Raw genomic sequence first — 11,737 nt, forward strand, 5'->3', positions numbered from 1 at the left:
ACACCACCTCAGATGTCCAGCATGTCGCTCGTCCCGCCCCGCTCTCCCGCCCCAGTAAACCAGCCGCCTCATGTCTCGCGCGTTGCCGACTACTTCACCGGCGGAATGGACAACTTGCGTGCCGACCGGGAGCTTGCCGACCGGTTGCGCGTGGCGGCTCCGTGGCTTCCGCAGTCGGTGCGGGCCCACCGCGCGCACACCACTCACGTGGTGCGGCACCTGGCGAGCGAGGGCTTTCACCAGTACCTCGACCTCGGGTGCGGCCTGCCATACGCCGAGCAGGGAGACGAGGCCCTCCACCCGTACGACGCGGCCCGCTCGATCCTCGTCGACGTGCACGGCGCCCAGGCCGACGTCCGCACGGTGTACGTCGACAACTACGGACCGGCCTACGGCCACGCCAACACGATCCTGGCCGAGGAGCGCGGAACCCTCGCCGTGAACGCCGACGCTCGCAACGTCGCCGGCCTGCTGGCGCTCCCCTCCGTGACCTCGAAGCTCAACCTGAACCGGCCCGTCGCGGTCCTGGCGCACGACCTGCTGCCCTGGATGGGCGACCACGACGCGGTCGACCTCCTCAACGACCTGCGCCGACTCCTCCCGCCCGGCAGCGCGCTGTCCCTCACCCACACCGCGAGCGACCTGCCTCCCGGCCCCGAGAGCGAGGGCAAGGACTGCATCCGGATGATGTCGGCCCTCTACGCCGAGGCGGGCATCGACTTCCACCCCCGGTCGGCCGGGCACCTGCGGGCCCTGCTGAACCGGTGGTCCGTACAGGAGCCCGGTGTCGTACGCACCGAGCTGTGGGGCTCCGGATACGGCCGGTTCGCTCAGCGGCCCCTCACGGGCGCCGCCGACTTCACCGGCGCCTACGCCGCCGTCGCCCTGACCACCGCACCCTGACGCCGAAAAGGGCCACCCTCATGTCCACCAACTCCACGACCCCGACCTCCGCTACAGCGTGCTGCCGGCACATGCCGCTCTGCCCGCCCGCCGACGCACCGGACCGCGAGGCCGCGCGGCTGACCGCGCACCATCCTGAGCAGGGATGGAGCCTTCTCTGCAACGGCGTTCTGCTCTTCGAGGACACCGGAGAACTGCTGCCCGACGGACAGATCGTGAACCCTCACCGCAGCCCGGTCACGACGGCGGCCGGCCGATGACGGCGGCCCACCGCCTTGGCGCAGCCCTCCCGGGACACTCGGCTGGTACGGGATCAGGACGCTGCGAGCGTCCGCGTACGAGGTGCGGCGAGGGGGCGCTCCCGCGTGCCCGTGGAGCAGCCGGTCGACTTCAGCGGGAGGACCGGCGATGAGCAGGACGCCCGACGGCCCGGCGCGACCGCCTCGGATGCCCTCCGAGTCACCGGTCGATGACGTCGCCCGCAGTCAGGGTCGGGCACAGACCGCCCGGCTGTACAACCATCTGCTGGGCGGCAAGACGAACTACCAGGTGGACCGGGAGGCGGCTGCGTCGCTGCGGGAGGCCTGCCCCGACCTCTCCTTGACCGTGGCGGCCGGCCAGACCTACGCCCGGGCCGTCGCCGGTCACCTCACCGGACTGGGAGTGTGGCAGTTCCTCGACCTCGGTACCGGGATCCCCCTACGGCCCTACCTCCACGAGACCATCGAAAGTCTCGCCGACGACGCCAGGACCCTGTATGTCGACAACGACCCCATGGCTGAGGCGTACGGGCAGAGCTTTCTGACCGGGAACGGCTTCCACTTCCTGGAGGCCGACGTGCGAGACCCCGGGGGCTTGCTCGCGGCAGTGCGGCGTCACGGCGGGATCGACCTGGAACGCCCGGTGGCGTTGTTCATCCATGGCCTTCTCGACTTCCTCGCCGACGAGGAAGAACCGCACGGCATCGTCCAAGCTCTGCTGGACGGACTTGCGCCGGACTCCTATCTCAGCGTGACGCACCACGCAGCCGACCTCACCCCCGACCGGGCGGCCGTCCTCGTGCGCGCCTACCAGGAGCACGGAATCCGTTTCCAGCCGAGAACCCGGGACCAGGTGGAGCGGTTCCTCAGCGGGCTCGACGCAGGTACCGGTCTGACGACGGCCCACCGCTGGGCTCCCGGCCCGGGCCGCGCCCCGATCCCGGGTGGCGACGACCTGGTGCCCCTGTACGCCGGGGTGGGGCGCCTCCCCTAGCCCTCCGCCCCGTCGAGGAACGCTCCGCAGCGCCCAGCTGGCCAGCCCGCGCACACCCTCACCCTCAACTCGACCGTTATGCACCAAATAGGGAATGATATGGATCGCTTTGCTGCTCCGGCGAACCTGGCTCCTCCAGCGGCCGCGCCCGCCGAGCCGCAGTGCCGCGACGTCCCCGTGCCCCTGCGCTCGCGCCATGTCCCCTTCATTGTGGAGCGAGCGCTGTCGGCGGTGGTCGCGACCCGGTACGTGTGCGACCTCCGGCGCGTGTCCGAGGCCGACCCCTCCCACATCAGGGACCTTTGCCGCGGTGGCGGTGTCCCGGACCGGGCCGACAGGGAACGCTGTGCCGTCTCCGGGAGGTCGGAGTGAGCCAGAACCCCTTGCTCACTCCGCGGGAAGCGGAGAGCGTCACGCTGCTGGCCCGTGGGCTGAGCGTCCAGGAGATCGACCAGGAACTCGGCATCGTGACCTCGTCACGTCTGATCGCCTTCGCCAAGGCCAAGGCGATCGTCTCCACCCAGCGCGCCCTGGTCTATGTCAGCCTCGCCCGGGAATGGATCCCGCGCCCGCCCGCCGTACTGCCGCCCGCCCAGCTGAGCCCCGTGGAGGAACTGGTCTGGGCCGGGCTGCGTCTCGACGTCCTGGACGGCCAACTCCCCGGTGCCCTCTCCCAGCTCGCGGGCACGACCAAGGTCCAGGTCACCACCACGCTGAAGGCACTGGTGAAGCAGCAGCAGCTGAATCACTGCGGCCTCATCCGCCATGCGTACGCGATCGGCCTGTTGTCCGGACGTGAGGGCACCGACGTACCACCGCTGCCCTCCCGGCTCGCGCCCCCGCCCCAGGCCCTGACCGTGCCCTGGCAACGGTGCCCGGCCCCGCCGCAGAGCGGCCTCACCGGAGGCAGTGCCCGGCGGTCAGGCCCGCCCGAAACCGGCGACGCCGTCGGAACCGGGACAGCCACGGAAGCGGTCGTGTCCGTCGCGCAGGCGGTGCGGACCGGGGAGGACTTCGACGTGGTCCGGGTCAGCCCAGAGGTGTGCGGCCAACTCCTCGCGGGCCTCCCGCCCGGGGAGCGGGGGCCGGTGGTCTGCCGCGTGGAGTCCGCCACCGCGCTTCTTTTCCTCCCCCCGGCCGTGCTGCCTGATGGGTGGCGTGCCCGGCACGGCCGACTGTGGGCCCGGGGTGCCACGGTGCAACTGCCGCCGGACAACCGCCCGTCCGCCGACGGCTCCTACTGGGCGGTTCCCCGCCGAGCGCCGCTGTGGAGCCCGGACCGCCTGGAGGACCTCCTCAACAACCTGCCGGGCCCTCTCCCAGCACAGCCGGGAGCGGTGTGACCCTCCCCAAAGAACCGAACGGGCCGACGGCAGCTTCCGCCGCTGCCCCCACGCCGACCCACGATCGGACGTCCGCCATGGACCTCACACCGGCCCCGCCGGGCCACCCGCCGCACCCTCCCACCGTCCCGGCTTCGCCGCCTGCCGCCGCGCCGTCACCGGTGCCGGGATGCCGCGCGAGATCACTGCGGGAGCGGGATCCGGTGTCGGGGATCCAGCACAGGATGACGCCTGACATCCAGCTCACCGCGCGGCAGCGGGAGATAGCCGAACGCCTGGTCACGGGGTGGATGCCGGACCGGAACGAGAGCGCCTCCGGCCGGACGATCGACCAGATCCAGGCGAGCCTGGGCGTGCTCACCGTACGCGCGGCGTGCTTCCGCCTCCTGACGCTCGGCCTGGTCCCCGCGCCCGCCCCCGCCGGCGCCCTGGATCTGGACCCAGTCACCCGCACGGCGTGGGAGGCCCTGCGCTTCGACCTCCTGGACGTCGACCTGATACCGACCGTGGCCACCGGGCTCAGCCACAGCGACGATCCGCGGGCGTCCGCGCATGCCGTGGACAGTGCCCTCAACCAGGTGGCACAGCGATTCACGACCACCCGCCACGGGCTCATACGCCTTGGCCTCGCCCACCACGTGCTCTTCGCTGACCAGAACGTGAAGCCACCGGCGCACCAGTTCGCGGCTCCCACACCACCGGGCACGGGAACCTGGGACGCCACGCCCGCTCAACGGCGGGTGCTGGCACTGCGCGCCTCGGGCCGGGACGTGGCCGCCTGCGCCGCTGCTGACGGAACGACGATCGACGCCGTCACCGGCCGCCTCAACGCCGCCAAGCGGATGGCGGGAGGGGTGCGAACCCCCCGGGCGCTCATCCACCGCGCGCTCTGCGACGGCGTGCTCCAGCGACCCGCCCCCCAGCGGGAGACGGACCCCTCACCCCAGAAACAGGCCGTGTGGCGGCACTTCGTCCTCGACGAACCGGAGCCCGCCCTCGCCTCCCGGACCGCCACGCACACCGGCCTGAGCATGAACATCGTCGACCGGTGGACGCGCAGCCTGCGGACCCGGTACCGGGACGACTGCGCTGTCGTCTACGAAGGCTGGCGGTACGGCGTCCTCGACGCGGGCACGCCCACCGACCAGACCTGCTGCGCCGTCACCGGACTGACGACGGCGCACACCGGGGGTGTCCGGTGACACTGTCGAGCCCGGGAACCCGTGTCGTCGGCGCGTGTCTGCGCGACGCGCGCGAGCGGCGCATGATGCTGCCCGAAGAGAGCGCCGACGCCCTCGGCATCGACGTCCCGGCACTGCTCGCGATCGAAGAGGGCCACCGCCGCATCAAGCCCGACGCCCTGGACACCCTCACCGACCTCTACCGGTACCCCGGAACACAGGCTCTGCGCCGACTGCTGGCGCAGCATCTCGACCACGCGGGCGTCGTACGGGACCAGGAGCCCGACCACGCCGCGCGGCTCGCGGCGTGCGTGGACAGCGCCAGTGGCGTCCGGTGGCAGTCGACCGTGGTCCTGCCCGGCCCGTTGCAGACCCCCGCCTACGCACAGGCTGTCGGCGCGGTGCCCGTCACCCGGCCCGGCGCTCCCCGGCAACCGGCCAGCTCGGCGGTGTACCTGGTGGACGAGCGGGTCATCCAGCGCAGCAGCGACGACGCTGCCCTCATGGCGGAGCAGCTGGAGCACCTTCTGCGCCTGCTGGACAGCGGCACGGACATCCGCGTCCTGCCCGCCACCTGCCCCGTCCCGCAGCCCGCCGGCCACCTCGTCGAACTCCACCTGCCCAAAGGGCCGGTCTGGGCCCGCCCGGGCCCCGACCGGGTCGACTACTGCGCGACCCACGGGTTCGCGGACGCCATCACCAACACGCTGTCGGGCACCGACCCGGGCTTCTCCTGGGAGGCCCTCTCCCGCGCGGCCGCCGCCCACCGCGCGCTCGCCCCCTCCCCGCGAAGGGCTCTATCCCCCTCCGGCAACCCGCCCACGCCCGCAGACCGCCCGGCCACCTCCTCCGCCCGGAGGGCACCATGACCGCCCACGGCACCTCCCGCGCGCAGGTCGCCGATCAGGCTGCGATGCGTGACGTCCACGACCGGATCACCGGCGGCTACTACGTGCCCGGGTCCAAGCTCACCCTGCGTGAACTCTCCGCCTCCACCGGACACGACTTCTCCGCTCTGCGGGGGGCCCTGGACCACCTGACCACTACCGGGCTGGTCACCAGCCGAGGGCGGATAGCCGACCCCCGGCCCGACTACCGCGCGGAACGGGCCAGGGCACTCCTGTCCGGGATGATCGAACGGGGTGCGTGGCCGGCCGACACCGTGCTGCCCGCCCGCCTCGTCCTCGGCCGGCTCCTGCTGACCGAGCCGGCCCACCTCACCCAGGCCCTCGGCGCACTGGCCGATGACGGCGTCCTGCGCATGGAGCCCAAGGGCCCGCCGCGCGTACTCCCGGCCCCCGCCGGTTCCCCCGCCCGGGCCCCGTGGCCGCCCGGCGAGACGGACGTGCTGGACGCCCTGCCCAGCAACACGTTGCCCGGAGCCGCCCACGACGCGGACTCCCTCCACCTCGTCGCGCACGCGGTCCGCGAACGGTACAAGGACGGCGTCTGCCTCCCCTCGGAGGCAATGACCATGCAGGAGGGCCGTCAGGCCGAAACCGTGCACCGCCTCGTGACGCAGGCTTTCGCGCACACCTCAGGCCAGGCAACCACACAGTCCCCGACTGTGCGGTCCACCGCCGCCCAGGTGATGGCCTGTCACGCCCTGCCCCGGAACGGGCCTCTCTACGAGCGGCTCTACCGCATCACCGTGCTCGCGACCACCCTCGCGCACCTCGCCGACGCCCTTGCGAAACCTGGCCCACGTCACGTTCCCACCTCCGCGCCCCGTGCCTGGCCCATTCACGCCCCGGAGGGCCCATGAGACCTCTGCTCCGGGCTCCGCCATCAGCGCGGCCGCGGCCGGCCGACGCCCAGAGCCGCAACGGGATACAAGCGGCCGGCCTTCGCATTGAACCCGTCCCGTACACCGCTCCGCCGAGGCCCCTGTGCCCGGCACCGGCATACCGACAACACATCGAGAATCAGGAAGACATCAGGTGAAGACCCACATCGTGCACCAGGCGGGCAGCAGGTTCGACGAACTGGCCCAGCGCATCGAAACGCTGGTGGCGAAGGCAGCCCCGTTGGTAGAGGAAGTGACCCAGCTTCGCTTGCCCGACGCCCTGGTGATCCGGACCATGACGTGGCGCAAGAGGCGCCGGGTAATGAGCCGCCACGCCCGGCAGGTGTTGCGCGCGGAGGCCTACGAACTCCGCCCCCCGCTCAGCAGCATCCGCGCCGCGAAGGGGGACATGAGGGCCGCCCGGGCAGCAATGCGAACGCATTGGATGGGAATGGGCGCCGAGACCGTCGACCTCCGCGGCCGGGCCGAGATTCTGCTGTTGCCCCAGGCCCTGCGGGAAGCCGGACGCCTGCACGACGACGACTCGCTCCTTCAGGTCTTCGCTCATGAGCTGACGCACGTCGCCCAGTGGAAGTACGCCGGGGAAGATGCGTGGCGCCGCGCGCTCACGCTGTTTCCCGCCGAGCGGGGCATCACGGACCGCGACTACTCCTTCCTTTTCGAAGGGCATGCCTACTGGACCGATGCGCAGGTGACCGCCAAGATCCTGGGCGCCCCGGTTCCGATCGCCGAGATCAGCCCCCACTCCACGCTCCGCTACCGAGCCATGGCCGAGGCCCCCGAAGCCGAAGCGGCCGTACGGCATATCAGGACGGCCCGCGACAGCGTGTCCGCCGCCATCAGCGCGCACGGCCTCGACCTCATCAACGACGCGTTGCGCGACCCGAAACTGGTGCCGCTCAGGTCCGAGACCAGCACCCCGGAGGCCTGGTCAGCGCGCCTCACCGACAAGCGGGCCGAGCAGTCGCGACGGTGAACGAGAAACGCCGAGGCCCGCCGTGCCGACGACTGGCGCAGGCGGGCGCAGGCGCCCTTGGAGCCGCAGCCTCAGCACCCCCACAGTCCTTCTTCCAGGAGACCCCTGTGTCCAGACGCCGCCCCGCTGTCGACCGCCCAGCCTCAATCGACCCCGAGGCACCTCACGCCCGGCACCGTCGACCGGCCACATTGCTACCCGCGTCCCCGCCCCAGTCACCGGGACCACGCTGGGCGGCGTTCACGACCGCCGTACGCGCGCATCGCCCCGTTGCACACGACTTGGACGTCCGCGAGGGCGAAGTGCCGTTCACGGGCGACGGCCTCGGCCACTTCTTTTCCCACCCCTGACACCCCACCGATCCGCCCGACTCGGCCGTCGACGCGAAGGACCACGATGCCCCGACCTCCCTCCTACCAGGCCCAACGCCCCATCCTGGTGCGCGCGCCGCTCCACGCCGACCTGTCCATCCCGCAGCTCCCGGACCTCCGAGAGGACGGGCACGCGGCGGCGGCCGCGCGCCGCACCTGGCTGGAGGAGGTGTGGGCGGACGACCGGTTCGCCGAGGCCGTACGGCACGCCTCCCCGAGTCTGGGCAGCACGATCGACACACTCGCCGGTGCCCGCACTGCGGATGACCCCGCCGTACGGCAGGCAGTGCGGGCGCTGGCCGGATACGCACTGCGGGCCGTGCACCGGCCCACCCCGTTCGGGCTGTTCGCCGGAATCGCGGAAGGCTCATTCGGTGAAGCGGCGCGGGCCGACTGGGGCACCGGGCACACCGTGGTCGCCTCGGCAGGAGCGCAGTGGATGGCCGACATCGTCGACCGGCTCGCCCAGGACCCCGAGGTGCGCACCCGGGTGAGCGTCGTCGCGAGCAACGGCGCCCGGGTGAGCGGAAGCCGGCTGGTGGTGCCCTGGCGGCGGCGCCGCAAGGGCGAGGACGACTCCGCGGTGCGTTACACGACCTTGCGCCACACGGAGGTGGTCCGCGCGCTCCTCGCTCTGACCGCGTCCCCGCTCCCCTACCGGGAAGCCGTGGGCAAGGCCGCCGCCGAGAGCGGCTGCGATGCCGGGCAGACGGCGGCGGTGCTGGATCAGCTCATCGAACAGCACGCCGTGCTCACCATGCTGACGCCGCCGACCACCGTGACCGACCAGCTCGGCCATCTGCGGACCGTGCTGCGGGACGCCGGAGTACACCCGTCGGCGGCGAAGGGCTTGGCCGGGGCGCTGCAGGACATCGGCGGGGTGCTGGAGCAGCACAATCGGCCTGGGTGCCGAGTCGAGGAGGCCCGGGAACTGCGCACACGGCTCCGGAAGCGAATGCTTCCCTGGAGTCCGGTGTCGGACCAACTGGACCTCGATGTACGTCTGGACGCCGACGTCACCCTGCCCCGTGCGGTGGCGTGGGAGGCGGAGAGGGCTGCGGGGCTGGTGGCCCGGCTGTCCGCCGAGCCCGACGGGACGGCCGCGTGGACCCGCTACCGTCGCCGGATCGCCGACCGGTACGGGCCCGGCGTCCTTGTTCCCGTCGCCGACCTCCTCGACCCGGCGACGGGCCTGGGCCTCCCGGAGGACTTCCACGGCACCCCGCGCGCACCCGCACCGGGGCTCTCGCACCGCGACGCCGTCCTGATGGCCCATGCCCAACAGGCCGCCGCCGAGCACCGCGAACTCGTCCTGGACGAGGTGCTCATCAACGAACTCACCCGCGACCACCCGGTGGCCACGGGGCCGGCGACGCTGGAGCTGAAGACGTCGATCCACGCCGCCAGCAAGCAAGACCTGGACGCGGGCCGCTTCACCCTGCTCATCGACCGCGTCAGCCGAGGGTGGGGCCACTTCTCTGGAGGCCGGTTCGCGCGACTGCTCCACCACCGCTCCCCCGCGATGCCGGGCGGTCTGCTCGCCACGCTCATGGACCGTCCCACCGCCACCCGCGGCGCGGTACCCGCCCAGCTGGCCTACCCCGGGCTGCAGCGCAGCCACCCCGTCGTCACCACGACCCCCCGCCTGGGCCCCGACCTGATCACTCTGTCCGAACCGTCGGCTCCAGCGGACATCACCGCCCCGCCGATCGCCCTCGACGATCTCGCCGTCCTCCTCGACCCGGCCGCCGACCGGCTGCACCTGGTCCGCATCTCCACCCGCCGGATCATCGAAGCCTTCACGCCGCACCCACTGCAATGGGAGTTCCTCACCCCCACCGTCGGCCGGTTCCTCGACGAACTCACCCGCGGCCAGGCCGCCCGGGTCACCGACACCTTCGGCGTGCTGTCGACATGGGACTGGGGAGCGGCCCGGCTCCTGCCCCACCAGCCCCGTGTCCGGGCCGGACGCACCATCCTCAGCCCCGCCACCTGGGACCTGAGCCACGCCCAACTCCCCAACACGAACACCTCCGGGCGGCATTGGGACGATGCGTTCCGCGCGCTCCGGGAACGCTGGGCGATCCCGGACCGGGTCCACGTCCAGTGGTTCGACCAGCGCCGCACCCTGAACCTGACCGACGCCACCCACCGGACCCTGCTCCGCGAGGAACTGACCAGGGACCGGCCCGCCGGGCGGGCCCAGCTCATCGAGGCCGAACCTGCGGAAGCGTACGGGTGGTGCGGCGGCCGCCCGCACGAGATCGTCACGCTGCTGGCCTCCCGCACCCAGGCGCCCGAGCCCGCCGCCGTGCGCACCGCGCCCGTCGCCCGGCGCAGCGACGTGGGGATGCCCGGCGCCTCCGCGTACCTGCGGGTGCGCCTGCACACCGGCCACCCGCAAATCCACCCGCTGCTGACCGAGCATGTTCCCGACCTCATGGCGGACCTGGACGGACCCGCGTGGTGGGCTGCCCGCGACGACGACTACCCCGGCCGCGCCGAGCTGACGATCCGCATGCCCAGCCCGGAGACGGCCGCCCCGGCCCTGGGCGTCGTCGGACGATGGGCCGAGGTCCTGACCCGGACCGGGGTGCTGTCCAGCCTCGCCGTCCTGCCCTACCGCCCCCGGCCCGGGATCTGGGGCGAGGGCCCCGTGATGACCGCCGCCGAGAATGTCCTCGCCGCGGACACCGCGTGCACCGTTCACCAGCACGCCCACGTCACCGGTGAGGACCCCCGCGTCCTCGCAGCCCTGAACGTCCTCGCCATCACCGCCGGCCTCACCGGCAGCCACCGGGCCGGTCTCACGTGGATCGTCGCCCAGCCGAAGCCAGCCGCGACACAGCCACTGGCCCGGGCCCTAGACCAAGCCACCCGGGCACGGGTTCATACCCAGCCGCTCGTCGACAGCCTCTCGGTCCTGCCCGGCGGGCGGAGGCTGGTCAACCAGTTGTGGCCCCAGCGCGACACAGCGCTCCTCGCCTACGCCACCCAGCTGTCGGAATCCGACCGCTGCCGGGACACGGTGCTGCACGAACTGGTGCGTGCCCACCTTCGTCTGGCCCTGCACAGCTCCGCCGACCGGGCAACTGCCTGGCGCCTGGCCCGCTCCGCCGCCCTCGGCCATCTCGCCACCGCGCAGGAAATGGAATGCGACCAGTGAAGGAATCAGCGATGAAGGGCCCCGGCCGCTCGGCCGCACCGGTCGGCGAACCCATCCTCGTCAACGTCGCGGCAGCCGACGCGCTCTCCCGGGCAGGACTCGTCGCGCAGCTGCGCCCGCACCCCGAGGTATGCGTCCTGGACGAGGGAGACAGCACCGAAGCCGCGGTGCTGGTCCTCGTCGCGGACACCGTCGACGAGAACGTACGCGTCCTGGTACTCCGCACGAGCCGGACCACCACGATGCGCACGCTGCTCGTCGTCACCTCGATCGACGAACAACACCTGGTCAGCGCAGTTGAAAGCGGAGTCACCGGAATTGTCCGCCGAGCCGACGCCTCCCCCGAGCACCTCATCCAGGCCATCCGCTCCGTCGCCCGACGAGACGGTCATCTGCCCGGCGACCTGCTCGGACAGCTCCTCACAACCGTCGGCACCGTACAGAAGACCCTGCTGGGCCCTCGCGGGCTGTACTTCGCAGGCCTCAACGACCGCGAGCGGAACGTGCTTCGCCTGCTGGCCGACGGACACGACACCAGTGACGTCGCGGAGAGCCTGGGCTGCTCCCAGCGCACGGTCAAGAAGATCCTCACCGATCTCATGCATCGGCTCAACCTGCGCAATCGCACGCAGGCGGTGGCGTACGCGCTGCGCAACGACCTCATCTAACCGGAAGCGAAAGGACCACACCCGATGACCGGCGACTCACCGCCCCCCACCGCCCTGCATCTGATCGT

General features: G+C 72.1%; 10 protein-coding genes. All 10 read left to right on the top strand.

Going from position 1 to position 11,737, the window contains the following annotated elements; genetic code table 11:
- Window positions 1-12 precede the first annotated feature (12 nt).
- Window positions 13-903, top strand: a complete 891-nt coding sequence (locus PSQ21_RS36050) for an SAM-dependent methyltransferase (RefSeq protein WP_274036430.1) — start codon at window positions 13-15, stop codon at window positions 901-903.
- A gap of 20 nt (window positions 904-923) precedes the next feature.
- Window positions 924-1,163: a DUF5999 family protein gene (locus PSQ21_RS36055; RefSeq protein ID WP_274036431.1), complete on the top strand. Its 240-nt coding sequence runs from the start codon at window positions 924-926 to the stop codon at window positions 1,161-1,163.
- Between the two features lie 148 nt (window positions 1,164-1,311).
- On the top strand, window positions 1,312-2,157 hold the full coding sequence (locus PSQ21_RS36060) for an SAM-dependent methyltransferase (RefSeq protein WP_274036432.1): 846 nt from the start codon (window positions 1,312-1,314) through the stop codon (window positions 2,155-2,157).
- Window positions 2,158-2,525: 368 nt separating this feature from the next.
- A complete protein-coding gene (locus PSQ21_RS36065) occupies window positions 2,526-3,500 on the top strand; it encodes a helix-turn-helix transcriptional regulator (RefSeq protein ID WP_274036433.1) in 975 nt (324 codons plus the stop codon).
- A gap of 224 nt (window positions 3,501-3,724) precedes the next feature.
- On the top strand, window positions 3,725-4,702 hold the full coding sequence (locus PSQ21_RS36070) for a hypothetical protein (protein ID WP_274036434.1): 978 nt from the start codon (window positions 3,725-3,727) through the stop codon (window positions 4,700-4,702).
- Window positions 4,699-5,550, top strand: a complete 852-nt coding sequence (locus PSQ21_RS36075) for a Scr1 family TA system antitoxin-like transcriptional regulator (protein WP_274036436.1) — start codon at window positions 4,699-4,701, stop codon at window positions 5,548-5,550. Before PSQ21_RS36070 ends, PSQ21_RS36075 begins: the two co-directional genes overlap by 4 nt.
- Window positions 5,547-6,446 carry a GntR family transcriptional regulator gene (locus tag PSQ21_RS36080; RefSeq protein WP_274036437.1) on the top strand — a complete coding sequence of 300 codons (900 nt, stop codon included), beginning with the start codon at window positions 5,547-5,549 and terminating at the stop codon, window positions 6,444-6,446. Before PSQ21_RS36075 ends, PSQ21_RS36080 begins: the two co-directional genes overlap by 4 nt.
- Before the next feature lie 175 nt (window positions 6,447-6,621).
- Complete coding sequence (locus PSQ21_RS36085; protein ID WP_274036438.1) at window positions 6,622-7,464, top strand: hypothetical protein; 843 nt, start codon at window positions 6,622-6,624, stop codon at window positions 7,462-7,464.
- Between the two features lie 396 nt (window positions 7,465-7,860).
- Entirely contained in the window at window positions 7,861-11,001 is a 3,141-nt protein-coding gene (locus PSQ21_RS36090) for a lantibiotic dehydratase (RefSeq protein ID WP_274036439.1), read from the top strand.
- 11 nt (window positions 11,002-11,012) lie between these two features.
- Window positions 11,013-11,669, top strand: a complete 657-nt coding sequence (locus PSQ21_RS36095; protein ID WP_274036440.1) for a helix-turn-helix transcriptional regulator — start codon at window positions 11,013-11,015, stop codon at window positions 11,667-11,669.
- Window positions 11,670-11,737: the final 68 nt, after the last annotated feature.

The organism is Streptomyces sp. MMBL 11-1, from assembly GCF_028622875.1.
Classification (GTDB): domain Bacteria; phylum Actinomycetota; class Actinomycetes; order Streptomycetales; family Streptomycetaceae; genus Streptomyces.

Bases quoted from the DNA above. Each gene is read 5' to 3' on its own strand.
- PSQ21_RS36090 (WP_274036439.1), top strand. From the start codon at position 7,861: ATGCCCCGACCTCCCTCCTACCAGGCCCAACGCCCCATCCTGGTGCGC.
- PSQ21_RS36080 (WP_274036437.1), top strand. From the start codon at position 5,547: ATGACCGCCCACGGCACCTCCCGCGCGCAGGTCGCCGATCAGGCTGCG.
- PSQ21_RS36060 (WP_274036432.1), top strand. From the start codon at position 1,312: ATGAGCAGGACGCCCGACGGCCCGGCGCGACCGCCTCGGATGCCCTCC.
- PSQ21_RS36050 (WP_274036430.1), top strand. From the start codon at position 13: ATGTCCAGCATGTCGCTCGTCCCGCCCCGCTCTCCCGCCCCAGTAAAC.
- PSQ21_RS36055 (WP_274036431.1), top strand. From the start codon at position 924: ATGTCCACCAACTCCACGACCCCGACCTCCGCTACAGCGTGCTGCCGG.
- PSQ21_RS36095 (WP_274036440.1), top strand. From the start codon at position 11,013: ATGAAGGGCCCCGGCCGCTCGGCCGCACCGGTCGGCGAACCCATCCTC.
- PSQ21_RS36070 (WP_274036434.1), top strand. From the start codon at position 3,725: ATGACGCCTGACATCCAGCTCACCGCGCGGCAGCGGGAGATAGCCGAA.